At 72.6% G+C, this 26,656-nt stretch carries 23 protein-coding genes; 11 read left to right on the forward strand and 12 right to left on the reverse strand.

From position 1 onward, the window contains the following. Positions 1-149: 149 nt before the first annotated feature. Positions 150-1,151, reverse strand: coding sequence for a WD40 repeat domain-containing protein (locus OG898_RS14250; RefSeq protein ID WP_266957124.1), 1,002 nt, complete (start codon positions 1,149-1,151; stop codon positions 150-152). 76 nt (positions 1,152-1,227) lie between these two features. Here OG898_RS14250 and OG898_RS14255 point away from each other — a divergent pair, with 76 nt between their 5' ends. Together OG898_RS14255 and OG898_RS14260 are read left to right on the forward strand one after the other, a co-directional pair. Next, the gene (locus OG898_RS14255; protein ID WP_266957126.1) at positions 1,228-1,920 is read left to right on the forward strand and encodes a GDSL-type esterase/lipase family protein; all 693 of its coding nucleotides are present in this window, start codon (positions 1,228-1,230) and stop codon (positions 1,918-1,920) included. A gap of 84 nt (positions 1,921-2,004) precedes the next feature. Beyond that, positions 2,005-2,994 carry an aldo/keto reductase gene (locus OG898_RS14260; RefSeq protein ID WP_266957128.1) on the forward strand — a complete coding sequence of 330 codons (990 nt, stop codon included), beginning with the start codon at positions 2,005-2,007 and terminating at the stop codon, positions 2,992-2,994. Positions 2,995-3,117: 123 nt separating this feature from the next. Here OG898_RS14260 and thpR read toward each other — a convergent pair whose 3' ends face one another. The 3 genes from thpR to OG898_RS14275 all read right to left on the reverse strand — a co-directional run bounded on the left by thpR (position 3,118) and on the right by OG898_RS14275 (position 5,718). Then, positions 3,118-3,708, reverse strand: coding sequence for an RNA 2',3'-cyclic phosphodiesterase (thpR, locus tag OG898_RS14265; RefSeq protein WP_266957130.1), 591 nt, complete (start codon positions 3,706-3,708; stop codon positions 3,118-3,120). A 186-nt stretch (positions 3,709-3,894) separates the two neighbouring features. Next, on the reverse strand, positions 3,895-5,256 hold the full coding sequence (locus OG898_RS14270) for an MFS transporter (protein WP_266957132.1): 1,362 nt from the start codon (positions 5,254-5,256) through the stop codon (positions 3,895-3,897). 24 nt (positions 5,257-5,280) lie between these two features. Continuing rightward, positions 5,281-5,718, reverse strand: coding sequence for a MarR family winged helix-turn-helix transcriptional regulator (locus OG898_RS14275; protein WP_250747476.1), 438 nt, complete (start codon positions 5,716-5,718; stop codon positions 5,281-5,283). A gap of 119 nt (positions 5,719-5,837) precedes the next feature. Here OG898_RS14275 and OG898_RS14280 point away from each other — a divergent pair, with 119 nt between their 5' ends. Then, positions 5,838-6,020, forward strand: a complete 183-nt coding sequence (locus tag OG898_RS14280) for a BrnA antitoxin family protein (protein WP_250747478.1) — start codon at positions 5,838-5,840, stop codon at positions 6,018-6,020. 8 nt (positions 6,021-6,028) lie between these two features. On the opposite strand, the gene OG898_RS14285 is transcribed toward OG898_RS14280, so the two are convergent. After that, a complete protein-coding gene (locus OG898_RS14285; RefSeq protein WP_266957135.1) occupies positions 6,029-7,435 on the reverse strand; it encodes an NCS2 family permease in 1,407 nt (468 codons plus the stop codon). A gap of 136 nt (positions 7,436-7,571) precedes the next feature. Here OG898_RS14285 and OG898_RS14290 point away from each other — a divergent pair, with 136 nt between their 5' ends. The 4 genes from OG898_RS14290 (at position 7,572) to OG898_RS14305 (ending at position 11,352) form a co-directional block, all read left to right on the forward strand. Continuing rightward, positions 7,572-7,871, forward strand: a complete 300-nt coding sequence (locus OG898_RS14290) for a DUF2530 domain-containing protein (RefSeq protein WP_250747481.1) — start codon at positions 7,572-7,574, stop codon at positions 7,869-7,871. 208 nt (positions 7,872-8,079) lie between these two features. Next, positions 8,080-10,551, forward strand: coding sequence for a cation-translocating P-type ATPase (locus tag OG898_RS14295; RefSeq protein ID WP_266957138.1), 2,472 nt, complete (start codon positions 8,080-8,082; stop codon positions 10,549-10,551). A gap of 73 nt (positions 10,552-10,624) precedes the next feature. Continuing rightward, a complete protein-coding gene (locus tag OG898_RS14300) occupies positions 10,625-10,912 on the forward strand; it encodes a hypothetical protein (protein ID WP_266957140.1) in 288 nt (95 codons plus the stop codon). Further along, complete coding sequence (locus tag OG898_RS14305; protein ID WP_266957142.1) at positions 10,909-11,352, forward strand: hypothetical protein; 444 nt, start codon at positions 10,909-10,911, stop codon at positions 11,350-11,352. The genes OG898_RS14300 and OG898_RS14305 overlap by 4 nt, the downstream gene beginning before the upstream one ends. A gap of 3 nt (positions 11,353-11,355) precedes the next feature. Here OG898_RS14305 and OG898_RS14310 read toward each other — a convergent pair whose 3' ends face one another. Next, positions 11,356-12,549 carry an MFS transporter gene (locus tag OG898_RS14310; RefSeq protein WP_250747488.1) on the reverse strand — a complete coding sequence of 398 codons (1,194 nt, stop codon included), beginning with the start codon at positions 12,547-12,549 and terminating at the stop codon, positions 11,356-11,358. 82 nt (positions 12,550-12,631) lie between these two features. On the opposite strand from OG898_RS14310, the gene OG898_RS14315 reads away from it, so the two are divergent. Further along, on the forward strand, positions 12,632-13,618 hold the full coding sequence (locus OG898_RS14315; protein WP_266957145.1) for a DUF5937 family protein: 987 nt from the start codon (positions 12,632-12,634) through the stop codon (positions 13,616-13,618). Between the two features lie 21 nt (positions 13,619-13,639). Here the strand turns inward: OG898_RS14315 and OG898_RS14320 are convergent, their stop codons facing one another. Then, the gene (locus OG898_RS14320; RefSeq protein ID WP_266957147.1) at positions 13,640-14,719 is read right to left on the reverse strand and encodes a hypothetical protein; all 1,080 of its coding nucleotides are present in this window, start codon (positions 14,717-14,719) and stop codon (positions 13,640-13,642) included. 59 nt (positions 14,720-14,778) lie between these two features. Further along, entirely contained in the window at positions 14,779-17,934 is a 3,156-nt protein-coding gene (locus OG898_RS14325) for a sacsin N-terminal ATP-binding-like domain-containing protein (protein ID WP_266957149.1), read from the reverse strand. 167 nt (positions 17,935-18,101) lie between these two features. Between OG898_RS14325 and OG898_RS14330 the strand changes: the two genes are divergently transcribed. After that, positions 18,102-18,686 carry a TerD family protein gene (locus OG898_RS14330; protein WP_250747496.1) on the forward strand — a complete coding sequence of 195 codons (585 nt, stop codon included), beginning with the start codon at positions 18,102-18,104 and terminating at the stop codon, positions 18,684-18,686. Between the two features lie 50 nt (positions 18,687-18,736). Here the strand turns inward: OG898_RS14330 and OG898_RS14335 are convergent, their stop codons facing one another. The 3 genes from OG898_RS14335 to serC all read right to left on the reverse strand — a co-directional run bounded on the left by OG898_RS14335 (position 18,737) and on the right by serC (position 21,700). Next, positions 18,737-19,378: a class F sortase gene (locus OG898_RS14335; RefSeq protein ID WP_266957152.1), complete on the reverse strand. Its 642-nt coding sequence runs from the start codon at positions 19,376-19,378 to the stop codon at positions 18,737-18,739. Further along, the gene (locus tag OG898_RS14340) at positions 19,371-20,168 is read right to left on the reverse strand and encodes a hypothetical protein (protein WP_266957154.1); all 798 of its coding nucleotides are present in this window, start codon (positions 20,166-20,168) and stop codon (positions 19,371-19,373) included. The genes OG898_RS14335 and OG898_RS14340 overlap by 8 nt, the downstream gene beginning before the upstream one ends. Before the next feature lie 413 nt (positions 20,169-20,581). After that, positions 20,582-21,700, reverse strand: coding sequence for a phosphoserine transaminase (gene serC / locus OG898_RS14345; RefSeq protein ID WP_250747502.1), 1,119 nt, complete (start codon positions 21,698-21,700; stop codon positions 20,582-20,584). 207 nt (positions 21,701-21,907) lie between these two features. Between serC and OG898_RS14350 the strand changes: the two genes are divergently transcribed. Further along, on the forward strand, positions 21,908-24,853 hold the full coding sequence (locus OG898_RS14350) for an FAD-binding and (Fe-S)-binding domain-containing protein (RefSeq protein WP_266960245.1): 2,946 nt from the start codon (positions 21,908-21,910) through the stop codon (positions 24,851-24,853). Positions 24,854-24,900: 47 nt separating this feature from the next. Beyond that, entirely contained in the window at positions 24,901-25,863 is a 963-nt protein-coding gene (locus OG898_RS14355) for a DMT family transporter (protein ID WP_266957157.1), read from the forward strand. Here the strand turns inward: OG898_RS14355 and OG898_RS14360 are convergent. Next, complete coding sequence (locus OG898_RS14360; RefSeq protein ID WP_266957159.1) at positions 25,851-26,636, reverse strand: hypothetical protein; 786 nt, start codon at positions 26,634-26,636, stop codon at positions 25,851-25,853. The genes OG898_RS14355 and OG898_RS14360 overlap by 13 nt on opposite strands. Between the last annotated feature and the right edge of the window lie 20 nt (positions 26,637-26,656).

The raw sequence follows: 26,656 nt of genomic DNA on the forward strand, positions 1-26,656 counted from the left end.
TCCAGCCCCTCCGGCGTTTGAGGAGCGGGGTCCGGGGCGGAGCCCCAGGGGGTCCGGGCGGAGCCCGGGGAACGGTGGAAGGGCGGGTAGGGGACTTCGCCCCGCAGGGCCCACCACCCGCACCCGGACCCGTACCCCGGCCCGGAGGGTCAGGGCTTGGGGCGGCGGCGGAGGAGCCGCTTCGCGGCCAGGGTGAGGGCCAGGGCTGCGACCAGGACGAGGGCCCCCTTCGTGAAGCTCCCGTCCGAGGGGGCGGCGGGCGCGCCCGGGGAGGGAGCGGGAGCGGCGGAGCCGGAGCCGGACGCCGAAGGCGAGGGCTTCGCGGCGGCCGCCACCGGGACGGCGACGACCCGGCTGTTGGCCCCCTCCGCCCCGAACATCAGCGTCGACCCGTCCGCCGTGTAGGTCACGGACTCCGCCTGCCCCTGCCAGGGCGCGGCCACCGCCTCCCCGTCCCCGGCCGGCCGCCCGTCCTTCCACGGGTACGTCTTCGCCCACAGATACCCCCGCAGCACGAGCCGCCCCCCGTCCGGGGAGAACGCCCCGTCCGTGACCCACGGGACGTCCCCGATCCGCCGGAAGGTGTTCGTGCCGGAGGCGGACAGCGCCTCCGGGCCCTCGTAGAGCCCGCCGGCCTTCTCGTCCTTGCTGGCGATGTACACCCGCCCCGTCACCGGATGCACCATCAGCGCCTCCGCGTTCCGCGGCCCGTCGGCGTACTTCACGGTGAACTGCTCGGCCTTGAGCGTGGCGTCCCCGAGCGCCTTCGGCTCGGGGAAGCGGTAGATCCACACGTGGTTCCAGGAGCCGTTCAGGTTGTCCCCGATGTCGCCGACGTAGAGCTGCCCGTCCGGGCCGAGCGAGATCCCCTCGATGTCCCGGGGCTTGCCGATGCCGGTGAGGGTGATCCGGGCGACCGTCTTCCCGGTCGCGGAGTCCACGGCGTAGACGTACGGGCCGTCGTCGCTGTCGTTGTGCGTCCAGTAGACGCCGGGGTGGATCCGGCTGGCCGCGAGCCCGCTCGACTCCTTGATCCGCGGGTCGGTGATCGTGAACCCGGAGGCGGGCCCGGAGGCGGCCGCGGCCACCGAGGGCATCAGCACGAGGGCGGCAGCGGCGGCGGCGGTCAGGGGCAGCAGATGCGGGCGCATCCCCCTACCCTGCCAGCCCGCCCCGCGTGTCCGGCATCACAGGGGCCGCGGCCCGGTGATCCGCGAAGATGTCCGGATGCGTTTCATGTTCGTCGGGGACTCCATGACCATCGGACGCGCCGGCGACTACACCTGGCGCTACCGGATGTGGCAGCACCTCGACACCACCTTCGGCGGCCCGTACGAGATCGTCGGCCCCCGCAGCGGTCTCTACGACGCCGCCGCGGACGCGCCGGCCAGCGACGCCTACGCCGACCCCGGCTTCCCCGCCGAGGCCCGCCGCCACCTGGCCGGCTGGGGCGAGGGCTGGCAGCACATGGCCCCGCTCATCGGGCCCGCCGCCGGCGCCGCCGGGGCCGACGTGCTGCTGGTCTCCCTCGGGCTGATCGACCTGGGCTTCTACACCGCCGCCGAGGGCACCGCCGCCAACGTCCGCCGCTTCATCGCGGAGGCCCGCGCCGCTCGGCCCGGGATACGGATGGTCCTGCTGCCCGTCATCCCCAACGTCCGGGCCCGGGACGACGCGCCCTTCGCGCAGCAGGTCGAGCTCTTCAACGAGCTCCTCGCCAAGGCCGTGGCCGACCTGTCGACCCCCGCCTCGCCGATCCTGCTGGCCGCGCGCCCGGAGGCGTACGAGATCGACCGGGACACCTACGACGGCACGCACCCCAACGCCTCGGGCGAGCACCGCCTCGCGGGGGAGTTCGCGGCGGTCCTCCACCAGGCCTGGGGCCTGGGCGGCCCGTACCGCCGCCGGCAGGACACGTAGCGGCACACGTAGGCAGGACACGTAACACGGCCTTCATGGACGGGCCTTGCTTCGAGCGCACTCCAGGCAGTTGGCTAGTGGCCCATGGAGTACACGCAGCTCGGACGCACCGGTCTCAAGGTCAGCCGACTTGTCCTCGGCACCATGAACTTCGGCCCCCAGACGGGAGAGCCGGAGAGCCACGCCCTCATGGACACGGCCCTCGACGCCGGCATCAACTACTTCGACACGGCCAACGTGTACGGGTGGGGCGAGAACAAGGGCCGTACCGAGGAGATCATCGGTACCTGGTTCGGCCAGGGCGGCGGCCGCCGGGAGAAGACGGTCCTCGCCACCAAGGTCTACGGGAACATGGCCGCGGAGGGCGACCCGTGGCCCAACTACGACCGTCTGTCGGCGCTGAACATCCGGCGGGCCGTCGACGCCAGCCTCAAGCGCCTGAACACCGACTACATCGACATCTACCAGTTCCACCACGTGGACCGGCTGACGCCCTTCGAGGAGATCTGGCAGGCCGTCGAGGTCCTGATCCAACAGGGCAAGGTGCTCTACGCCGGCTCCTCGAACTTCCCCGGCTGGAAGATCGCCCAGGCCAACGAGGCCGCGGCGCGCTCGGGGCGGCTCGGCCTGGTCAGCGAGCAGTGCCTCTACAACCTCGCCGAGCGGCGGGCGGAGCTGGAGATCATCCCGGCGGCCGAGGCGTACGGGCTCGGCGTCATCCCGTGGTCCCCGCTGCACGGCGGGCTGCTGGGCGGGGCCATCCGCAAGGCGTCGGAGTCGGGCCGCACGGCGAGCGGCCGCTCGGCGGACGCGCTCGCGAACAGTTCCGTACGGGCGCAGGTGCAGGCGTACGAGGACCTGCTGGACAAGCACGGACTGGAGCCCGGCGAGGTCGCCCTGGCCTGGCTGCTGACGCGTCCCGGGGTCACGGGTCCGATCGTCGGGCCGCGTACGCCGGAGCAGCTCGCGTCCGCGCTGCGGGCGGTGGAGCTGGAGCTGTCGCCGGAGGTGCTGGCGGGGCTGGACGAGGTCTTCCCGGGGCCGGGGCCGGCTCCGGAGGCGTTCGCCTGGTAGGCGCAGGGGCGGTGGGCCGCCGGCCTACTGGCCCACCGCGGCGGCCACCGCCACCACGACGAACATCAGTACGAGCACACCGGCCATGACGCGGTTTCTGGTCTTGGGATCCACCCGTCGAGCCTAACGCGACCGGGCCCGCCCTTCGTACGGAGGGGCGGGCTCTCCCAGTTCCCAGGAGCCGACGACGTCGTAGCGGGGCTGTTCGCCGGGGACGCCGGAGTCGGGCAGATTGCTGCGGACCAGGCTGAGCTCGCCGACCTGCCAGCCGGTGCCCTCGAAGGAGGCCAGGGCCGTGCAGTAGGGGCGGACGTCGTCCCGCTCGTCGCGGAGCCGCCCGAGGGTGAGGTGGGGGGTGTAGCGGTGGTGCTGGTCCATGGGCACCCCGGAGCGCCGGGCGGCGGCGTCGGCGCGCTCGGCGAGCATGCGCAGGGCGTCGAGGTCCCCGGCGGCGCCGGCCCACAGGGAGCGGTGGCCGAAGTGGCCGGAGCTGTGGATCCGGAGGGGGAAGGGGGCGCTGCGGGCGGCGGCGCGGGCGAGGCGTGCGTGGAGCTCGGGGAGCAGCTCCTCCCGCACCTCGCCCATGAAGGCGAGCGTGAAGTGCCAGCCCGCTTCCGCGGTCCAGCGCAGCCGGTCGTCGCGCAGGCCGCGCACGGCCTGGGCCAGTTCCGAGATGGCCGCCTCGGGCGGGATGACGGCTGCGAACAGTCTCATGACCCGAGCCTAGCGATGTGGTCGCCGTGCGGCGCCGTTGCCGGGGACCAGTCCCCGGACCCCTGCTCCTCAAACGCCGGAGGGGCTGGGAAAATCCAGCCCCTCCGGCGTTTGAGGAGCGGGGTCTGGGGCGGAGCCCCAGGAAGCCGGGCCGCACGGCCCTTGAGGCTCAGGCCCCGCGAGGCGCTACGCCGCCGTCGCCAGCTGGCGGCGGCGGTCCGAGGGGACGAAGGTCACGCCGTGGCGGTTCACGCTGAGGCGGAGGTTGCCGATGCGCGAGAGGACGAGGCCGATCGTGACGGCGGCGGCCAGGGAGACCGCTCCGCCCGCGGCCATGCCGATCCGCGCGCCGTACGTGTCCGTGACCCAGCCGACCAGCGGGGCCCCGATGGGCGTGCCGCCGGTGAAGACCATCATGAACAGGGCCATCACCCGGCCCCGCATCTCGGGGTCGGTGGCCATCTGGACGCTGGAGTTGGCGGTGACGTTCACGGTCAGGCCGAAGACGCCGATCGGCACCAGCAGCGCCGCGAACAGCCAGAAGCCCGGTGCGAAGGCCGTCACCAGCAGGAGGACGGAGAAGAGCACCGCCGCCGCGACCAGCAGCCGCAGGCGGGAAAGGCCCCGGCGGGCCGCCAGCAGTGCGCCCGCCAGGGAGCCCGCCGCGATCAGGGTGTTGAAGAGCCCGTAGGTGCCCGCGTCCCCGTGGAAGACCTTGCTGACGAAGGCCGACAGCCAGATCGGGAAGTTGAAGCCGAAGGTGCCGATGAATCCGACCAGCACGATCGGCCAGATCAGCTCGGGCCGTCCGGCGACGTACCGCAGGCCTTCCCGGAGCTGGCCCTTGGCGCGGGGCTGGACCTCGACCGGGTGCAGCTCCCGCGTCCGCATCAGCATCAGGGCCGCGAGGGGTGCCGCGAAGGACAGGCCGTTGAGCAGGAAGGCCCAGCCGGAGCCGACGGCGGTGATGAGGACACCGGCGATGGCCGGGCCGACCAGTCGCGCGGACTGGAAGTTGGCGGAGTTCAGGCTGACCGCGTTGGCCACCTGGTCCTTGCCGACCATCTCGGAGACGAAGGTCTGGCGGGCCGGGTTGTCCACGACGGTGACCAGGCCGAGGAGGAAGGCGGCGAGGTAGACGTGCCAGACGTTGACGTGACCGGCGAGGGTGAGGACACCGAGCGCGAGGCCGGTGAGGCCCATGGCGGCTTGGGTGCAGAGCAGCAGCGGCCGCTTGGGGAGCCGGTCGGCGAGTACGCCGCCGTAGAGCCCGAAGAGCATCATCGGCAGGAACTGCAGCGCGATGGTGATGCCGACCGCGGAGGCGGATCCGGTCAGGGACAGGACCAGCCAGTCCTGTGCGATGCGCTGCATCCAGGTGCCGGTGTTCGAGACGGCCTGGCCCGTGGCGAAGAGCCGGTAGTTCCGGATCTTCAGCGAGCTGAACATCGAGTTCTTGGCGTTCTTCGCGTTCTGTGCGGTGCCCGGCGTGTGCGTAGTGGTGGATGTGTGGCCGGGGGCGGAGTCTGCTCCGGGTCCCGTACTCAAAAGGTTCGCCTCCTGGCGTCGTTCCTATAGGTGCGCGAGCTTGTCCAGGACGGGCGCGGCTTCGCGCAGCTTCGCCCATTCGTCCTCGGTCAGCTCGGCCGCGAGCCCGGCGAGGAAGGCGTTGCGCTTGCGACGGCTCTCTTCGAGCATCGCTTCGGCCTCCTCCGTCTGGCGGACCACCTTCTGGCGGCGGTCGTCGGGGTGCGGTTCCAGCGTGACCAGTCCCTTGGCTTCCAGCAACGCGACGATGCGCGTCATGGACGGCGGCTGCACGTGCTCGCGTCGGGCCAGCTCACCGGGGGTGGCCTGGCCGCAGCGGGCGAGGGTGCCGAGGACCGACATCTCGGTCGGGCTCAGCGATTCGTCGACGCGCTGGTGCTTGAGGCGCCGGCCCAGCCGCATGACGGCGGAGCGGAGGTCGTTCACGGCGGCTGCGTCGTCACCACGGGAAAGGTCATGCATGTATTTAGAGTAACTCATTACTCTACCTAAGGAACACCAGGTATCCGGTGTCACTCGTACGGGTGAGTCGGCTCCGGAAAGTGACACGCGTCCATGCCCTGTGCCCCGACTCTTTCGGCATGGGGACACATGTGCTGAGCATGCGCATAGACGGGGAGCTCCTCGACAGGCTCCGGACTCATGCCGCCAAACGCGGAATGAGCGTCCAGGACTATGTGGTCCGGACGCTCATTCGCGACGACTTCGACGAACGCTTCAAGGCGGCCGTCGACGAGACGGAGAAGTTCTACGGGGCTGCGTGAGCCCGGGGCTACGTGAGGCCCAGCGCCGGCATCGCGTAGTAGAAGACGAAGACCGCCGACACGACGTACATCGCCACCGGGACCTCGCGGCCCCGGCCGGTCGCCAGCCGCAGTACGGAGAAGGCCACGAAGCCGATGCCGATGCCGTTGGTGATCGAGTACGTGAACGGCATCATCACCATGGCCAGGAAGGCCGGGACGGCGATGGTGAAGTCGTTCCAGTCGATGTCCCTGACCGAGCCGGCCATGATCAGGAAGCCGACCGCGACGAGAGCCGGGGTGGCCGCCTGCGAGGGGACCATCGTGGCGAGCGGCGTGAGGAACAGCGACACGGCGAAGAGGCCGCCCGTCACGATGTTCGCGAGGCCCGTCCTGGCCCCCTCGCCGACGCCCGCCGTGGACTCCACGAAGCAGGTGGTGGCCGAGGAGGAGGAGGCGCCGCCCGCGGCGACGGCCATGCCGTCGACGAACAGCACCCGGTTGATGCCGGGGAAGGAGCCGTCCGGCTTCGTCAGCTTCGCCTCGTCGCCGACGCCGAGGATGGTGCCCATCGCGTCGAAGAAGCAGGACAGCAGCACGGTGAAGACGAACAGGATGCCGGTCAGCATGCCGACCTTGCCGAAGCCGCCGAACAGGCTGACCTGACCGATGAGGCCGAAGTCGGGGGCGGCCACCGGGTTGCCCGGCCACTCCGGGACGGTCAGGCCCCAGGCGGCGTCCGGGAGCTTGGTGACCAGCTGGACCGCCAGGGCGGCGACCGTCATGGCCACGATGGAGATCAGGATCGCGCCGGGGGTCTTGCGGATGATCAGGGTCAGCGTCAGCAGGACGCCGACCACGAAGATCAGGACGGGCCAGCCGTGCAGGTGGCCGTTGCCGCCGAGCTGGAGCGGGACCGTGGTGTGGGCGAGGTCCGGGATGCGGGTGACGAACCCCGAGTCGACCAGGCCGATCAGCATGATGAACAGGCCGATGCCGATCGCGATGCCCTTGCGCAGGCCGAGCGGGACCGCGTTCATGACCCGCTCGCGCAGACCGGTGGCGACGAGCAGCATCACCACGAAGCCGGCCAGGACCACCATGCCCATGGCGTCGGGCCAGCTCATGCGCGGGGCGAGCTGGAGGGCGACCACGGTGTTGACGCCGAGCCCGGCCGCGAGGGCGATCGGGACGTTGCCGATCACGCCCATGAGGAGGGTGGTGAAGGCGGCGGTCAGCACGGTGGCGGTGACCAGCTGGCCGCCGTCGAGCTGGTGGCCGTACATGTCCTTCGCGCTGCCCAGGATGATCGGGTTCAGCACGATGATGTAGGCCATCGCGAAGAAGGTGGCGAAGCCGCCGCGGACCTCGCGGCTGATGGTCGAGCCGCGCTCGGAGATCTTGAAATAGCGGTCCACAGGGGCCGACGTGCTCATGGGGGTCCTGGTCCTCAGTGGTGGTTTCATACGACGAAAACGGGCCAAGCCCAAACCGTTTCAGTATGAACACATGAACGAGAGGCCGTCTATCTCCGCGCGTAGACCCTCCGCCGACCGGCCTAGACTGGTCACCATGGCGAAATGGACTGCGACGCACGAGGCCCCCGAGCCCCTTGAGGGTCCGATCGTCGCCACCGTGACCGGTGGCACGATCCTGTGGTTCGCCCTCTTCCTCTTCCAGCTCCCCTTCTACGGGTGGTTCGCGGACCGGGGCATGCTGTGGTGGGTCTGGACCTGCGCGGTCGGCGGGGTCCTCGGCCTCATCGGCCTCTGGTACGTCCGCGGCCGCGATGCCGCGCTGAAGCGGCACGCCCTTGAGCTGGCCGCTCGGAACGAAGACGGCCCGTCGGCCCCGACTCCCCAGGCGGGCTAGCCCCCCTCCCCGCGTACGGGGTCTGCCCGCAGCCGTCGAACGGCTCTGGCGGCCACTGTGGCCGGGGCGGAGCCCCCTGGAAACGGTGCCGCACGTGCCCGGCGCGCCCGCCGGAAGGGCTACCAGCGGAGGATTCCGCTCATCCCGAAGTCGGATCTTCGGACTTTTCGGCAGGTGGGGGAGTGAATCCCCCTTTACCGTCGGAACCATGACGGAGCGGGCGCAGAGCGCATCAGACGGACCGGAGCCGGGCGGTGGCGGCACGGCCGCCGGGACCGCCATCGACGCGGGGGCCGAGCTCGATCCCGTACACCCGGTACGGCCGCCCGCACCGCGGTTCAAGCCGGCCGGGCTGACCACCGCCGAAGTCGCCGAGCGCGTCGCCCGCGGAGCCGTCAACGACGTCCCCGTCCGCAGCAGCCGCTCCACGTCCGAGATCGTCCGCGCCAACGTCTTCACCCGCTTCAACGCCATCATCGGCGTCCTCTGGGTGATCATGTTCTTCGTCGCGCCGATCCAGGACAGCCTCTTCGGCTTCGTGATCATCGCGAACACCGGCATCGGCATCATCCAGGAGATGCGCGCCAAGAAGACCCTCGACGGCCTCGCCGTCATCGGCGAGGCCAAACCCAGCGTCCGCCGCGACGGCCGCACCGCCGAGATCTCCACCTCCGAGATCGTCCTCGACGACGTCATCGAGCTCGGCCCCGGCGACAAGGTCGTCGTCGACGGGCTCGTCGGCGAGGCCGACGGCCTGGAGATCGACGAATCCCTCCTCACCGGCGAAGCCGACCCCGTCCTGAAGAAGCCCGGCGACCCGGTCATGTCCGGCTCGTTCGTCGTCGCCGGCGGCGGCGCCTTCACCGCCACCAAGGTCGGCCGCGAGGCCTACGCCGCCCAGCTCGCCGAAGAGGCCTCCCGGTTCACGCTCGTCCACTCCGAGCTGCGCTCCGGCATCTCCACCATCCTCAAGTACGTCACCTGGATGATGATCCCGACCTCGATCGGCCTGATCATCAGCCAGCTGATCGTCAAGGACAACAACCTCAAGGACGCCATCGCCCGCACCGTCGGCGGCATCGTCCCGATGATCCCCGAAGGCCTCGTCCTCCTCACCTCCGTCGCCTTCGCCATCGGCGTCATCCGGCTCGGCCGCAAGCAGTGCCTGGTGCAGGAGCTGCCCGCCATCGAGGGGCTCGCCCGCGTGGACGTGGTCTGCCTCGACAAGACCGGCACCCTCACCGAGGGCGGCATGGACGTCACCGAGTGCCGCCCGCTCGGCGGCGCGGACGCCGCGTACGTCAAGAAGGTCCTCGGCGCGCTCGGCGAGAGCGACCCCCGCCCCAACGCCAGCCTCCAGGCGATCATCGACGCCTACCCCGACAGCGCCGAGTGGCGCTGCACCGAATCGCTGCCCTTCTCCTCCGCCCGCAAGTACAGCGGCGCCAGCTTCAGCGAGGGCGACGGCGAGAACAACACCTGGCTGCTCGGCGCCCCCGACGTGCTGCTCCCGGCCGGGGACCCGGCCCTGGAGGAGATCAACGAGCTCAACGAGCAGGGCCTGCGGGTCCTCCTGCTGGGACGGGCCGCCGGCGAACTCGACGACCCGGCCGTGGCCACCGGGGTCAAGCCGACCGCCCTCGTCGTCCTGGAGCAGCGGCTGCGCCCCGACGCCGCCGACACCCTGCGCTACTTCGAGGACCAGGACGTCAAGGCCAAGGTCATCTCCGGGGACAACGCCGTCTCGGTCGGCGCGGTCGCCGGCAAGCTGGGCCTGCCCGGCGCCGAGAACACCGTCGACGCGCGCACGCTCCCCACCGACCAGGGGGAGATGGCCGAGGTCCTCGACGGGAACGCCGTCTTCGGGCGGGTCACCCCGCAGCAGAAGCGCGACATGGTCGCCGCCCTCCAGTCCCGGGGCCACACGGTCGCGATGACCGGCGACGGGGTCAACGACGTGCTCGCGCTCAAGGACGCCGACATCGGCGTCAGCATGGGCTCCGGCTCGGAGGCCACCCGCGCCGTCGCGCAGATCGTCCTCCTCAACAACAGCTTCTCCACCCTGCCCTCGGTGGTCGCCGAAGGCCGCCGGGTCATCGGCAACATCACCCGCGTCGCCACCCTCTTCCTCACGAAGACGGTCTACTCGGTGCTGCTGGCCGTCCTGGTGGTCTGCTCCCAGGTCGAGTACCCGTTCCTGCCGCGCCACCTGACGCTGCTCTCCACCCTCACGATCGGCATCCCGGCCTTCTTCCTGGCCCTCGCCCCCAACAAGGAGCGGGCCAAGCCGCACTTCGTGAAACGCGTGATGCGGTACGCGATCCCGGGCGGGGTCATCGCCGCCGTCGCCTGCTTCGTCACCTACGTGATCGCCCGCCACCACTACTCCGGCCCCGACGCCCTCAAGGCCGAGACCAGCGCCGCGACGCTCGCACTGTTCCTGACCTCGATGTGGGTGCTGGCGATCATCGCCCGCCCCTACACCTGGTGGCGGGTCGGCCTGGTCGGCGCGATGGGCGGGGCGTTCCTGATCGTGCTCGTCGTGCCCTGGCTGCAGGACTTCTTCCAGCTCAAGCTGGAGGGCGCCGTGATGCCGTGGACCGCCGTGGGCATCGCCGCCGTGGCGGCCGCCCTGATCGAGTTCACCTTCCGGTGGGTGGACCGCAGGTTCCCGGCGTAGGTTCACCCTCGCGGCTCACTCCCACGAGGGATCGACAGGTGGGCCGTACCGGTTTCATAGTTGGACTATGGCAATGAAGAAGGTCACTGTCACCTTGCCGGCAGAGGTGTTCGAGAGCATCAAGGAACGGGTGTCCGCCCGAGGGGTGTCCGCCTACGTGGCCGCCGCCGTCGAGCGCAGGGTTGCGCAGGACAAGCTGCACGAACTGTCGGACCATCTGGAGCAGGAGTACGGGCCGGTAAGTGACGAGGCGTACGACGCGGTACTCGACCGGATCGAGGCCATCGACGCCTGGTACGAAGAACGCCGGACCGGGGTGCCTGCCCAGCAGCCCGAACCAGGTCGGCAGGCTGCCGCGTGACTCCCCGGGTGAACCGGCGGGTCGTGCCCGCGCCGCGTACGTTCGTCTTCGACTGCGAGGCGCTCTCCCGAGCGGTGCGCGGCGACGAGGTCTTGTCCGCCTATGTGAAGGCTGCGGCGCACAGTGATGTCCGGGTGGTGATCTCCGGACTCACGACACTGGAGGCCTGGGATCCGAAGGCGGGTGTGCTGCCCAAGACCTGGGACTGGACCTTGTCCCGGATGGAGGTCGTCCACACGAATGACGCCATGATCGCCACTGCGCGTTCCCTCCTGAAGGAGGCGAAACTGCATGGTCACAAGTACGCGATCGACGCCGTTCTCGGCTCTGTCGCGCTTGAGGCCGCAGGACGGGGCGACCGCGTCGTCGTGCTGACTTCGGATGCCGACGACTTGCGGCGGCTGCTCGGTGATCACCCGGTGTGGGTCGAGCCCATTTGACCCTCACGCCGCCAGGTCGAGGTCCTGCTCCCGCCGGGCCGCGATCCGGGTGCGCAGGCCCAGGGTGGCCACCGCGGCGAGGAGTCCGAGGGCCAGGGCCCCCCACCACAGGGCGGCCGCTCCGACCCCGGTGTAGAGGGCGACGCCCAGGGTGAGGGCGGAGAAGCGGGCCAGGCCCCAGGTCCAGCTGAAGGCTCCCTGGTAGCGGCCCCGGGCGTCGGCCGGGGCCAGGTCGGCCACCAGCGAGGCCGCGATGCCGGCCACGGCCACCTCGCCGAGCGACCAGACGACCACCGAGACCACGTACCCGGTGACGGAGTCCGCGAGCCCGGTCAGCGCCACCCCGGCGGCGATCAGGGCGCCGCCCGCAGCCTGCACCGGCAGCTGCGGCAGTCCCGACAGCCGGGCCGTCACGAACGGCTGCAGGGCCACCACCAGGACGGCGTTGACCGCGGCCAGGGCTCCGTACACGGCCGGCGAGAGCCCGCTGTCGCGGACGGCCAGCGGCAGCGCCACCTCGGTCAGCGAGTACACGAACAGCTGGATCCCGAGCAGGGGGAGCAGCAGGAGCATCAGCCGGTCGCGCAGGACCACCCCGTAGCCCAGGCCGCCCGAGGCCTTGGTCGGAGCGGTGCGGGCCGGTTCGCGCAGCCGGGTCGCGACCACGGTGGCGTAGATGAGCGCCGAACCGGCGTCGACGGCGAAGAGCAGCCAGTACCCGTGCGCGGCGAGGAAGCCGCCGAGGACGCCGGCGACGGCCGTGCCGATGTTGACGCCCCAGTTGAACAGCGCGTACGCGCGCTGCCGCCACCCGGTGTCCACCGAGTCGGCCAGCAGCGCGAACGCGGCGGGTCCGACGGTGGCTCCGGCGGTGCTGAGGAGCAGCGCCGAGGCGGCCATCGTCCAGAGCCCCGGGGCCAGGAACAGGGCGCCCTGGGCGACGGCGGAGCCGACGAGCCCGATCAGCATGGTCGGGCGGCGGCCGATCCGGTCGGCGAGCAGTCCGCCGAGGGCCGGGCCGAGCAGGTGGCCGGCGCCGAGCGCGCCGAGCACGAAGGAGATGTCGGAGCCGGTGATGCCCCGGTCGGCGAGGAGGAAGACCAGGAACGGGGTGACCAGGTAGCCGAGCCGGTTGACGACCGAACCGGCGAACAGGGTCCAGACGAGGGGCGGGAGACCGCGGAAGGAGGAGGGCATGTGAGGAGCCTGCGCCCTGGGCGGGCCGGGCCCCTATTGATTAAGGTGGGACCGAATCCAACGGCACGGCGGGGGCGGTCACATGGAGTACGAACTGAGCTTTTCCGCCACGGACCTGGCACAGACCCGGTTCGCGGTGTCCCCGATGTGGGAGGTCGTCACCAGTTTCCGGCTGCTGCGCGAGGAGTCCGATCCTCCGCTCCACCGCCGCTGGGCCCAGCAGGTGCGGCCGCGGCTGATCGGCGCCGGACTGGACCGGGGCTGGCTCGCCGCCCTGATCCCGGGTACCGGCTACCTCGCGGACTTCCTCAACCCCACGCCGACCGGCCCCTTCGGTGAACTCCCCGAGGAACTGGCGGCCATCCGCCGCAGCCCCGCGGCACAGGTGCGCGCCGACCTCGACGTCCTGACTGCGAAGACGCCCTGCCCGGCGCCGCGGCTGCGGCTGCTGCGCGAGGAGCCCGAGGCGGCGCTGGAGAAGGTCACCGCCGAGATCGAGACGTACTGGGACCTCGCGCTGGGCCCGTACTGGCCGCGCATCCGCCAGCTGCTGGAGGCGGATGTGTTCCACCGGGCCCGGCAGGTCGCCGAGCACGGCTCGGCGTACGTGCTCAACGAACTCCACGAGACGGTCAGCTGGGACGCCGGCACCCTGCGCATGGTCCGCCGGCAGTGCTCGATGAACCGGGCGGACACCGGAGCCGGTCTGCTCCTCGTACCCTCCGCCTTCGCCTGGCCCCGTGTGCTGACCCGTTCGGTGGCCCCGGAACCGCCCCAGCTCGCCTACCCCGCCCGCGGGATCGGCACCCTGTGGGAGCCCCGCGCCACCAAGGCCACCGACGCGGTGGCCGCCGTACTGGGCCGCTCCCGGACCCTGCTGCTCGCCGAACTGGACACCCCGTCCTCCACCACCCAACTGGCCCGGCACAGCGGCCTGTCCACCGCCGCCGTCTCCCAGCACCTCACGGCCCTGCGCGACGCGGGCCTGGTCACCGGCCACCGCGCGGGCCGCTCGGTCCTGTACGCCCGAACGGCCATCGCGGACGCCCTGCTGACGCCGGTGGGGTGACGGTCCGGGCGCCCGGCGGGATCACCGGAAGGTCTCGTAGGTGACGAACACGGCGAGGGCCAGCATCGCGAACACGCAGGCGAAGGCGGCGGTGTACTTCACCACCACCGGGAGGAAGGAGCCCGGGACGATCGTGCGGTAGGGGCGCAGGGCGTCGTAGACGACGTGAAGGGTCGGCGTCGTGTGCTTGCGGGTGTGGTGCGCGTACGTCACGCCGTCCGTGGCGGTGTACTCGTACCAGGGGTACGGGCGTCCCTCCGGGTCGGCGGCGCGGACGGCCTGGACCGTGATGCCGCGCCGGGCCATGGCCACCCGCACGGATGTGGCGAAGACTCCGGCGACGAGGCCGGCCAGGCCGAGGAAGAAGGGTATGCCGCCGACGGCCACGGAGACCGCGACGAACGCTCCGTGGGTGACGCCGGCCCAGACCGTGTAGCCGAGGTAGGCGAGTACGACGGCGGCGGGCCGGGCCGCGGACCGCCAGGGGGTCCGGAGCGGCTTCCCGCCGGACACCGACTCGGTGGTGGCCCGTGCGCTGCCGGCCGGGTCACGTTCCCCGGGCAGGGCGTCGTTGAGGGCGGCGGCGAAGGCCGCGGTGGCGGCCGGCTTCCCGCCCGGGAGCTGGTGGGTGGCGCCGTCGGTCAGGACGACCTGGAGGAGCCGCCCTCCCTCGACGCGTGCCTCTTGGACGGCGGCGAGCGGGATGTCGGTGCTCCGCGATCCCCGGACGATGCGCAGCCGGTCCGTGCCGAGCGAGGCCGAGGCATCGTCCCCGCGCCAGAGCGGTTCCTCCCCTTCGGATGTCGACCTGGTGGTGACCAGCGCGCTGCCGGCCGGGTCCCGGTCCTGCGGAAGGGCGCGGTTGAGGGCGGCGGCGAAGGCCGCGGTGGCGGTCGGATTGCGGCCGCTCACCCGGTGGACGGCTCCGTCGGTGAGGACGACCTCGACGAGCAGCTCGTCCCCCGCGCGGGCCTCTTGTACGGCCGCGAGGGGGATGAGCGTGCACTGCGGGCCCTGCTGGATCCGCAGGTGGCCGGCTTCGAGGGTGGCTGATGTGCCGCGCCCGGCACCGCGCCCGATCAGGACGTGAGAAGAGGACATGCCCAGATGATCCCCGGCACGGCCGAAAGGTTGTAGGGGTGTGCGCGCGGAGAGACGGCCTAGTCGAACCAGCGGTCCCTGGCCAGTTCTGCCGTGCGGGACGGGTCCTCCAGGAGGGCTGCGACCTCGAAGCGGCGGGGCCACTGGCCCGCCGCCCAGGCGAGGGCGGCCGCGACGCCTTCCAGGGTGGAGGCGTGCAGGGTGCCGTCCGGGGTGCGGCGCCAGTCGAGTTCGGTGCCGCCCGCCAGGAGTTCCTCGTGTTCCACGTAGCTCTTCGGGGTGGCCGGGCCCAGGAGCTGGTGCACGGATTCGGGGACCTCGTGCTCCTCGCCCTCGGTGGTCACCTCCGCGGGGACCGTCTCCGAGAGGCGCCGGACCTGGAACAGCTCCGCCAGGTCGGCGGCCCGGGACGGGGCGACCGGGAGGAGCGGGAGGCCCGCCGTCAGGGGGAGGAGGTCCGGGGCGTCCGCGACCAGGGCCTCGGAGGCGTCCACCACGACCACCTCGCCGTCCACGACCGCGCGCAGTTCGTCGGGCAGGGTGACCTGTTCGGGGTCCAGGTCGGCCAACGCTCCGTACAAACCGTGCAGTTGACGTCCGCCGACCTCCCGGTCCGGGTCGGCGAGGCGGCCGAGCAGCTCGGCGGCGCCGCCGGGCTCCTCCAGGAGGGCGGGCACGGTGGTGCGTACGCCCAGCGCCCGCAGGACCTGCTCGTCCTCGAAGCCGGTGGCGTCCGCCGGGGTGTAGAGGCCCGCCAGCAGCGGGTCGCCGCCCGCCGAGCGCAGGCCGGCCGGGCGGCGGCCGTCCAGGACGGGGTGGTCGCGCAGCCACCAGGCGGTGTACGAGCGCACGGAGCGGGTGGTGCCGTCCGGGAGCAGGACCCGCACGGGCTGGGTCAGGGCGTCCCGGTAGGGCGGCTGCGCCAGCATGGCCAGGGCCAGGGGCCAGCAGTCGTCGTCGACCAGGTCGAGGTCCCGTACGGCGACCAGCTCGGTGGCGACCGGCGGCACGGGGGTGTCGGGCAGCTGGTCCAGGAGGTCCTCGCACCACACGTCGACGGCGTCGAGCAGACCGGCGTCGTCGGGCTCGGCGAAGTCCCCGTCGCGGGGCTCCAGTTCGTCCGGGTCCAGGACCACGTCGGTGGCGCGGACCAGCTGGAAGGTGGCGAGGACGCCCACGGCGGTGAGGGTCCGCTCGTCCCAGCGCTCCACCAGCTCGGCGTCCACGTACGGGATCTCGTCCTCGCGGACCACGGAGGCCAGCGGGGAGCCGGGCAGCAGGAGCTCGCCGGCCGGGGTCGGTTCGCCGTCCTCGTCGGGCAGGGCGAGCGCGCCGAGCCACGGTTCGTCGCCGGGGGAGAGCTCGGCGTCGCGGACCAGACCCAGGACGATGTCGGCCAGTTCCTCGGGGTCGAGGGCGTCCTCGTCCCAGATCTCCCCGGCGTCCAGGGAGGCCGCGACGGCCGCCCGCACCTGCGGGGTCGTCAGGACGGCGCGCGGGCTCGCCGGGAGCGCGCCGAGCTTCTCCAGCAGCGGGTGCACCGCGTCGGGGTGGGCCACCTTCAGGCCGAGCCGGGCCAGGCTCTCGGGCGTGCCCGACCGCGGGGCGTCCGCGCCGGGCAGCAGCAGGTGCCGGGGGCCGATCGCGGTGCGCCCGTCGGCCAGCGGCACGGGGAGGCCGGAGAGCCGGTCCGGGTCGACCCCGGCGAGGCTGTCGTAGAGCCGGTACCACCACTCGGGGGTCCGCTCGATGCCCGCGATCCGCTCGATGGCCTCGCCCAGCGGCAGTCGGCCCACGCCCAGGGTGCGCAGTTCGGGGCGGCGCTCCAGCCCGGCCGGGAGCAGGGTCGGCAGCACCTCCGCGAGGACCCGTACGGTGTCGGCGCCCGCGCCCTCCACCACCTCGGCCTCGAAGGGGCGCAGGGCGGCCCGCTCCAGCGGCTCCCCCTCCGCCGGCTCCTCGGGCGGTGCGGCGGGTGCGAGGAAGGCCGTACGGGGCAGTCGCGCGATGACGGCGGCGCGCAGGGCCCCGTCGAGCTCCCCCTTGCCGAGCGGGCCCGGTACGAGGTCCACGAGCGCGGTGCTCACCGGGTCCCAGGCGCCCAGCAGTTCGGCGTACGCGTCGGCCGCGCGCTCCACGAGGAACTCGGTCAGCGGCCCCGGCGCGGGGTGCCGGCGGGTGGTGTCCAGCGGCAGGGTCGCGATGAGCAGCGCGGGGATGCCCAGGGGTTCGTCGGTCGGGGTCGGCGCGTGCACCACGGCGGCGGTCGAGGGGTGGACCGGGGCGCCTTCGGCGTCGACGGGCACGGACCAGGACACCGCCCAGACGGGCCGCAGCCTTTCCTCGACGGGCCGGTCGGCGAGCAGCGCCTTCTCGATGGGGCCGGAGTGGCGGACGGTGCGCCAGCGCTTGGTGTCGGAGGCGGAGTCGGTGATGACGGTGTACGGGCCCTCGACGCGGCGGGTCAGCGTCCGCACGCCCCCGGCCGGGGTGTCGATGACGACCTCGGCGAGCCCCGGCAGGGTCAGCAGCAGGGCGTCGTCGACGGCGGCGAGCAGCCGCCCGGCCAGCTCCTCGGCGGCGGCGTCGCGCAGCGGGAGGACCACCACGGTGTCGTAGCCCTCGGGCGCGGTGCCCTCGGCGGGCAACGGGAGGCGCAGCAGCGGGACGTGGCCGTCGCGGCGGCGCAGTTCCTCGCCGAGTCCGGAGCTGCCGACGGCCGCTCCCCGGGCCAGCTCGCGGGCCTCGGCCAGGGACCAGCGCACGCCGCCGTGCCGGCCGAGGACGGCGGGCTCGTCGGAGACGGCCAGGACGGCGGCGAAGCCGACGCCGAAGCGGCCGACGCTCCCGGCGGAGTCGTCGCGCTTGGCGGAGGCGCGCAGCGTGGACAGCGACTCCACGCCGGTGGCGTCCAGCGGGGAGCCGGTGTTGGAGACGGCGAGCAGCGCGTGTCCGTCGGGCTGGTCGGTGCCCGCGTGCAGGGTGAGGCGCAGCCGGCCGGGGACCCCGGCGCGGGCGGCCGCGTCGGCGGCGTTCTGCGCGAGCTCGACGACGAGGCGGTCGCGGTAGCCGCCGAGGGCCAGGTCCTCCTCGGCGTTGGCGTCCTCGCGGAAGCGGGCCGGGCCCGCGCCCCAGGCGGCGAGCACCCCGCGTCGCAGCCGGGCCGTGCCGAAGGGGTCCACGCCGTCCTGGGCCGCCGTCACTCGCACGCTCACGCTGCTGCCTCCAAGCTGTACTGCGCTGTACTGCGCTGTACGGCATCCACGGAACGCCGGATGCCGAGGCCCTGAAGGTATCGCGTACGCCGAGCGGCTCCGCAAACGAACCGGCTTCAGGCAGACTCAAGGAGTCGGTATCGCACTGCTATTTGTGAGGATTGCGCATGATCACGCTCACCAAGGAAGACGGCCCCGCGGATCTGGGCGGCGTAACCCACCTGTCCATCGGTGTCTCGTGGGACCCGACCGTGGGCAGCAGCGGCGGCCTGTTGGGCAAGCTCAAGCGGAAGGTCGGGACCGACCTGGACCTGATCGCGATCGCGATGCAGGGGGCGGACCCGGTCCGGCTCGCGGGTCTCGACTCCCTTGACCCCATGGGCAACGGCTCGCTGCTCCACAGCGGGGACAACCAGACCGGCCACGGCGAGGGCGACGACGAGACGGTGACCGTCGAGTTCGCCCGCATACCGGGCAACGTCACGTCCATCGTCTTCGTCGCCGCCGCGTACAAGAAGGGCAGTTCCTTCCAGAGCGCCCGCAACATCAGCTTCAAGGTGTACGACGGCACGGGCGGCAGCACCCAGCAGGTCGCCGACATCTGGCCGAGCCTGCTCGGTACGGACAACGGCTGCGCCGTGGCCAAGGCGGTCCGGGACGGGGCCGGCTGGAAGCTCCAGGTCATCAACGAGACCGGGAAGATCAAGCCGGGCGACGAGCAGGCCCTGATGCGCTTCGCCGTGGCCAAGTAGGCGAATGGGGCGAATGAGGCGAAGTCTGCGCCTTCGGGCGCAGGGCCGGGCTATTCCTGGCCGACGAGGTGGGCGAACACCACGACGTTGGCGTCCCAGTGGCGGTCCTTGGTGAGGTTGCCGCCGCAGGTGATGACGCGGAGCTCGGCCTTGCCGTGGGTGTCCCCGTAGACCTTGTCGGTCGGGAACTGGTCCTTCTTGAACGTGTCGACCTCGTCGACGGCGAAGACGGCGGTGGAGCCGTCGTCGCGGTGGACCTCGATCTTCTCGTCCTTCTTCAGCTTCTTGAGGTTGTAGAAGACGGCCTCGGGGGCCTGGGGCGTGTCCATGTGCCCGACGATGGCGGCCGCGCCCTTCTCCCCGGGGGTCGGGCCCTCCTTGTACCAGGCCGCGTCCTTGGGCTTGGCGAAGTCCGGCTCCTGCATGGTGCCCTGGGCGTCGAGTCCGACCGTGTCGAGCGGGGCGTCGACCTTGATGTCCGGTATCACGATGCGGTCCGGGACGGAGGCGCTCAGCACCGAGGCGTTCTTCGCGCCGGCCGGGTCGTTCTTGGCCGCACTGCCGGCGTCACCGCCGGAGCCGCAGGAAGTGACCAGGAAGGCCGTGAGCGCCGAGGCGCCCGCCAGGGCGGCCACGCGCAGGGCGCGGCCGCTCCGGCGGGGGGCGCGTTCAGGGGTGGACTGCTCAGCCATTGTCTGCCGCGTCCGAGGGGACCCAGCCGAGCGGGGCCTGGCCGGTGTTCACGGAGCCCTTGGGGGTCTTGTGGTGGCTCGGGTCGAGCGGGGCCGGCTTCGGCTTGACCGGGCCGGTGGCGTCGGTGGAGAACTTCACGGTGTCGAACTTCTTGCCGCCCGCGAAGGCGTCGACGCCGTAGTAGCCGGACTTGACGTCCTTGGCGACGACCGCGGTGCCGGTCCAGACGCCCTTGCCGTCGTTCTTCAGGTTGACCTGGCCGCCGAAGGCGTCGGACTTGATGAACGCGCTCTTCTCGTTCGGCGCCGTCTTGATGGTGACCTGGATCTTCTCGCCGGGCTTGCCGTGGTCCTGGGACAGGCTCAGCGTGGAGGTGGTCGGGGTCGGGGTCGGGGTGGGCTTGCCGTCCTTGACCGTGAGCTGGGCGGTGGCCTGGAGCCTCTCGCCCTTGGGGCCCGTGCCGGTGAGGGAGATGCCGTAGTTGCCGTCGGCGACCTTGGCGATGGTGGCGGTGGCGCCGCGCCCGTCGGTCATCTTGACGTCGTTCAGGGCCTTGGAGGAGATCGACAGGTTCGTCGAGCCGTCCGGGACCTCCATCGACATCTGGAGGGAGTCGCCCGGCTTGCCGGAGGAGGCCGACAGCTTCAGGGCCACCGGGGCCGACTTGGCGTCGGCGCTCGCGCTGCTGTGCGCGGTCGGGGTGGCATCGGCGGCGAACGCGACGGCGGGGGCTGCCAGGGCCATAGACGAGGCGAGGGCGATCGCCGAGAAGGTAAGTGCCTTGCGCATGGGGTTCCTCCTGAACGGGCCGGGGTTCGTTCCCGGCACACCAGACATGAGGGACATCCTGGGGTGGTTGGTTGCGCCCCCGGGAAGGGCCGGGAGGGGCCCCTGCCGAAGGTCCCGCGCCGTAAAACCGCAGGCGGCGGAGGTGATGGGGATCTCCTGTTTGCTAGCCCTTTGCGCCGATTTTTGGGACCAAGGTCCCGGGGTTCCGGGCCGCGCGCGGGACTTCCTTCTTCAGGGCTCGTTCAGGACTGGTTCAGGACCGGCTCAGGACCGGCTCGGGCCGCTTTCGAGGCGGGTGCGGGCAGCGAAGAGCCCCCGGTGACGAAATGTCACCGGGGGCTCCGGAGCGTGTCGGACGGGGCCGGCCGTGCGGGGCCGGGTCGGACCGGGTCGGACCGGGTGGACCGGGTCGGTCAGAGGGCTTCGATCACGAAGTCCACGCACGCGGTGAGCGCCTGGACGTCCGCCGGGTCGATCGCCGGGAACATCGCGATGCGGAGCTGGTTGCGGCCGAGCTTGCGGTAGGGCTCGGTGTCCACGATGCCGTTGGCGCGCAGCACCTTGGCGACCGCGGCCGCGTCGATGTCGTCCGAGAAGTCGATCGTGCCGATGACGGCCGAGCGCTTCGAGGAGTCCGCGACGAACGGGCTCGCGTACTTCGACGCCTCGGCCCAGCCGTACAGGTGGGCCGCGCTGGCCGCCGTACGGCCGGTCGTGAACTCCAGACCGCCCTGGCTGTTCATCCACTCCAGCTGCTGGTCCAGCAGGAAGAGGGTGGAGAGCGCCGGGGTGTTGTACGTCTGGTTCTTCAGCGAGTTGTCGATCGCCGTCGGCAGCGAGAAGAACTCCGGGATGTGCCGGCCCGAGGCGTGCACGCGGGCCGCGCGCTCCAGGGCCGCCGGGGAGAACGCCGCCAGCCACAGGCCGCCGTCGGAGGCGAAGGACTTCTGCGGGGCGAAGTAGTAGACGTCGGTCTCGGTGATGTCCACCGGCAGACCGCCGGCACCCGAGGTCGCGTCCACCAGGACGAGTGAACCCTCGTCGGCGCCCGCGACGCGCTTGATCGGCGCCGCGACACCCGTCGAGGTCTCGTTGTGGGTGTACGCGTACACGTCCACGCCCGCCTCGGCCACCGGGTCCGGGTGGGTGCCCGGGTCGGAGGAGATCACGGACGGCGCGTCCAGCCACGGCGCGGACTTCGCGGCGCTGGCGAACTTGGAGGAGAACTCGCCGAAGGTGAGGTGCTGCGACTTCCGCTCGATGAGACCGGCGGTCGCGATGTCCCAGAAGGCGGTGGAGCCGCCGTTGCCCAGGATCACCTCGTAGCCCTCGGGGAGGGAGAAGAGGTCCCGGAGGCCCTGGCGCACGGAGCCGACCAGGTTCTTGACCGGAGCCTGGCGGTGGGAGGTTCCGAGCAGGGAGGTACCGGTGGCGGCGAGGGCGTCCAGCGCCTCGGTCCGCACCTTGGAGGGGCCCGCGCCGAAGCGTCCGTCGGCGGGCTTGATGTCAGCGGGAATCTGGATCTCGGCCACAAGCGGAGCGTATCCGGTCCGGGTCCACGCCTTGGAACCGAGTCCACCCGATGAGATGACGCGCGTAGAGGCCGGAGCTGCTCGGAGAGGCCGGGAGCCGGTGGGAGGCTGTCCGCCGTGACGTCACCCGGTGAACTCGAACGGACCTTGCGGAAGAACCTGCGCGGAGAGGTCGACTTCGGCGCCGCCGCCCGGGCCCTGACGACGATGGACGCCTCGAACTACCGCCGCGTCCCCGTCGGCGTGGTCGCCCCGCGCGACGCCGAGGACGTGGCCGCCGCGCTCGCGGTGTGCGCCGCGGCCGGGGTCCCCGTCGTCCCGCGCGGCGGGGGCACCTCCATCGCGGGCCAGGCCACGGGCCTCGGCGTCGTCCTCGACCTCACCCGCCACATGAACGCCCTCGTCTCCCTGGACCCGGCCGCCCGCACCGCCGTCGTCCAGCCCGGCCTGGTCCTCGACCGGCTGCGGGACGCGGCCCGCCCGCACGGGCTGACCTTCGGGCCGGACCCCTCCACGCACTCCCGCTGCACGCTCGGCGGGATGATCGGCAACAACGCCTGCGGGGCCCACTCCGTGGCCTGGGGGACCACCGCCGACAACGTCGCCGAGCTGGCGGTGACCGCGTACGGCGGCTCCTCGCACCGGCTCGGCACCGGCTGGCGGGGCGCGCCGGACGGGCTGCGGGAGCTGGTGTCGCAGAACCTGGCGGTGCTGCGCACCGGCATGGCGGGCGGTGCGGCCGACGGCTTCGCGCGGCGGATCTCCGGCTACGGGGACCTGGACGCGCTGCTCCCCGAACGGGGCACCCGGGTGGCCCGGGCGTTCTGCGGGAGCGAGGGCACGCTCGGCGTGGTCACCGAGGCCGTCGTACGGCTCGTGGAGCTGCCGGCCGCCCCGGCGCTGGCCGTCCTCGGGTACGCCGACGAGAGCGCGGCCGCGCAGGCCGCGGCGGGGCTGCTCGGGTACGGGCCGCTGACGGTGGAGGGGATGGCGGCCGACCTCGTGGGCGGTGCCGCCGGGCTTCCCCGGGGCGGGGCCTGGCTGTTCGTGGAGATGCGCGACGAGGGCGCGGCCCGGGCCCTGCTCAGGGCCTCCGACGCGGTGGACGGCCTGCTGCTCACCGATCCGGCGGCGCAGCGGGCCCTGTGGCGGATCCGCGAGGACGCGGCGGGCACGGCCACCCGGATGCCCGACGGCACCATGGCCTGGCCGGGTTGGGAGGACTGCGCGGTCCCGCCCGCCCGGCTCGGCGCCTACCTGCCGGAATTCCGGGCCCTGCTGGCGGAGCACGGGCTGCGCGGATCCCCGTACGGCCACTTCGGCGAGGGCTGCGTGCACGTGCGGATCGACTTCGACCTGGTGACGGCGCCGGGCGTGGCCCGCTTCCGGGCCTTCTCCTCGGACCTCGCCGACCTGGTGGTCGCGCACGGCGGCTCCCTGTCCGGGGAGCACGGGGACGGGCAGGCCCGGGCGGAGCTGCTGCCGCGGATGTACGGGCCTTCGGTGATCGGGCTCTTCGAGACCTACAAGCGGGTCTGGGACCCGGCGGGCGGCATGAACCCCGGGATCCTGGTCCGCCCGGCACGCCTCGACGAGAACCTCCGCTTCGCTTCCCTCCCGCCGGCCCTGCCCTTCGCGGGGGAGGTGGCCCGGTGCGTCGGCGTCGCGAAATGCCGGTCGACGGAGGTCGGGGGGCCGGGGGTGATGTGCCCGTCGTACCGGGCCACGGGCGAGGAACGCCACTCCACGCGGGGGCGGGCCCGGCTGCTGCACGAGATGCTGGCCGGGGAGATCGTGACCGGCGGCTGGCGGTCGGCGGAGGTCGCCGAGGCGCTCGATCTGTGCCTCGGCTGCAAGGGCTGCCGCAGCGACTGCCCGGTGGGGGTCGACATGGCCGCCTACAAGGCGGAGTTCCTCCACCACCACTGGGCGGGCCGGCTGCGGCCGCTCTCCCACTACGCCCTGGGCGGGCTGCCGGGCTGGCTCCGCCTGATCGCCGGGCTCCGCCTGGCCCGCCCCCTGAACCTGGTGTCCCGCTTCCTGCGCATCCCGGGCCTGGAACGGTCCCGGCCCTTGCCCCGACTGGCCCGGACCCCGTTCACCCGCGGGTGGCGCGCGATGGTCCGCTCCGCGGGGCGAAGTCCCCTACCCGCCCTTCCACCGTTCCCCGGGCTCCGCCCGGACCCGTCCCCGGGTGCGGCGCCGTTGCCGGGGGCCAGCCCCCGGACCCCCGCTCCTCAAACGCCGGAGGGGCTGGATTTTCGCCGGCGTCAGCCAAAATCAGCCTCGCCGGCGTTTGAGGCGCGGGGTCTGGGGCGGAGCCCCAGGGGGTCCGGGGCGCAGCCCCGGGGAACGGTGGAAGGGCGGGTAGGGGACCTCGCCCCGCAGGGCGCGCACGCGACCGTCGTGACGGTGTGGCCGGACACGTTCACGGAGTACCTCGCGCCCGAGGCCGGGCATGCCGCCGTGCGGGTGCTGCGGGCCGCCGGGCTGGAGCCGCGGGTGCAGACGGGCCGCGTCTGCTGCGGGCTGACCTACATCTCCACCGGCCGCCTCGACACCGCCCGCAGGGTCCTGCGCCGCACCCTGGACGCCGTGGGCGACCCACAGGGACCCCTCACCGTCCTCGAACCGAGCTGCGCGGCCGCGCTCCGCACCGATCTGCCCGCCCTCCTCCCGGAGGACCCCCGCGCACCCCGTCTCGCAGCGGCCGTCCGAACCTTCGCCGAGACCCTGGAGGAGTACGCCCCCCACTGGCAGCCGCCCCGCCTGGACCGGCCGGTCGCCGGTCAGACGCACTGCCACCAGCACGCCGTCCTCGGCGACGCCGCCGACCGCCGGCTGCGCGAGCGCGCCGGGCTGACGGGGGAGCTCAGCGGAGGCTGCTGCGGCCTCGCGGGCAACTTCGGCTTCGAGCCCGGGCACCACGAGGTCTCCGTGGCCTGCGCCGAGGAACAGCTCCTGCCGTCGCTGCGGGCGGCCGCACCGGGTACGGAGGTGCTGGCGGACGGGTTCTCCTGCCGGACGCAGATCGCGCAGCTGGCCGGCGGCCGGGCCCGCCACCTGGCGGAGGTCCTGGCGGAGGGCTTGCCCGAGGGCCCGCCGGACGGCTTGCCGGACGGATGGCCGGAACCGGACGTAGGCGGGATGTAAGGCAAAACACGGACGCACGGTCCTTACGCACCCCCTAATCTGGATAAATGCCCGCACCTTCCTCACCCACGAGCACCGCACCGAGCACCGCCACGCCCACCCGGCCCGCGCAGACGACGGCCGCCGCCCCCGCGGACGGCTCCTTCCGGGCCCGCTTCGGCCCGGTGGCCCTGGTGGTCACGGCGGGCGTCTCGGTGCAGTTCGGTGCCGCCCTCGCGGTGATGCTCATGCCGAGGGCGGGCGCGGCCGGCGTGGTCACGCTGCGCCTCGCCGCGGCCGCGCTGGTGCTGCTGCTCGTCTGCCGGCCCAAGGTGCGCGGGTACTCCCGCTCCGACTGGTCGACCGTGGTGTGGTTCGGCGTGGCCATGGCCGGCATGAACGGGTTCATCTACCAGGCCATCGACCGGATCCCCCTCGGCCCCGCCGTCACCCTGGAGGTGCTGGGCCCGCTGGTGCTCTCCGTCGTGGTCTCCCGCCGCCTGCTGAACCTGCTGTGGGCCGGGCTGGCGCTGGCCGGAGTCGTCCTGCTGTCCACCCACGGCGGAGGCGGCCTGGGCGGCCTCGACCCGCTGGGCGTGGCCTTCGCCCTCGCGGCGGGCGGCATGTGGGCGGCGTACATCGTGTTCAGCGCGCGGACCGGCCGCCGGTTCCCGCAGGCGGACGGGCTGGCACTGGCGATGGCCGTGGCCGCCGTACTGTCCCTGCCGCTCGGCGTGATCGAGGCCGGCTCGGCTCTGCTGCACCCGAGCACCCTGCTCCTGGGCCTCGGCGTGGCGCTGCTCTCCTCGGTCCTGCCCTACACGCTGGAGCTGCTCGCCCTGCGCAGGCTCCCGGCGCCGACCTTCGCGATCCTGATGAGCCTGGAGCCCGCCATCGCCGCGACGGCCGGGTTCATGATCCTGAACCAGGCGCTGTCGGCGCTGGACGCGGCGGCGATCGCGCTGGTCATCGTGGCGAGCATGGGCGCGGTCCGCTCGCAGACCCGGCCGCGCGAGCCTCAGCCGAACTGATCGTAGAAGCCGGCCTTGAGCCGTAGCGCCTGCTCCTCGGTCTCCCGGAAGCCGGCGGCCCCGGCCGCCTCCTGCGCCCGGGCGAGGAGCTCGGTCACCCGTGCGGCCAGCCGGTCGGAGTGGGTGTCGGACAGCAGGGACACCGTCGCGAGCGAATGCGTCTTCGCGTCGTGGACCAGGTGCGGGTGGTAGAAGCGCGAACGGTTGCGGCCGCCGCCCTCGGCCGTGAACAGCGGCCCCATCCGCTCCCACAGCCGCCCGTACTCGACGGAGACCAGCACCTCGCCCCAGAACCGGAGGAAGGTCAGCAGGCGCAGGTCGGCGTCGGCGCGGCCGCCCGCGTCCGCGATCAGTTCCAGGGTGTCGGTGATGGCCCGCCGCGTCGCGGCCGTGGGCCTCGACGCCACCAGCGCCTCCCTGGACACGCCGAGCCGGCGCAGGTCCTCGGTCATGTCCTCGCGGTGCGAGGGCGCGTGCCCCTGGGCGCCCGGGTACTCCTCGCGCAGGATGATCCGGGCGATCCGCAGCCCTTCCTCGTCGCGCAGCAGGTCGATGGCCAGGTCGTAGGACGGGGTGAAGGCGAGCGAGACGAAGCGCCGCTGGAGCAGGAGTGCGGTGAAGTCCTCGTCGGGCAGCCGGGTGATGTCCGCCAGGACCGGATGCTCCTCGAAGCGCTGGATCAGCCCGTTCTCGAACCGGTCCAGCTCGTGGAGTCCGTCCGGCCCGGCAGGGTCGTCGTGCCGGCCCTGGCCCGGAGCACCCAAGTCGTACATGGCCGTACCTTTCCGTGGAT

Source organism: Streptomyces sp. NBC_00193 (assembly GCF_026342735.1).
Classification (GTDB): domain Bacteria; phylum Actinomycetota; class Actinomycetes; order Streptomycetales; family Streptomycetaceae; genus Streptomyces; species Streptomyces stoeckheimensis.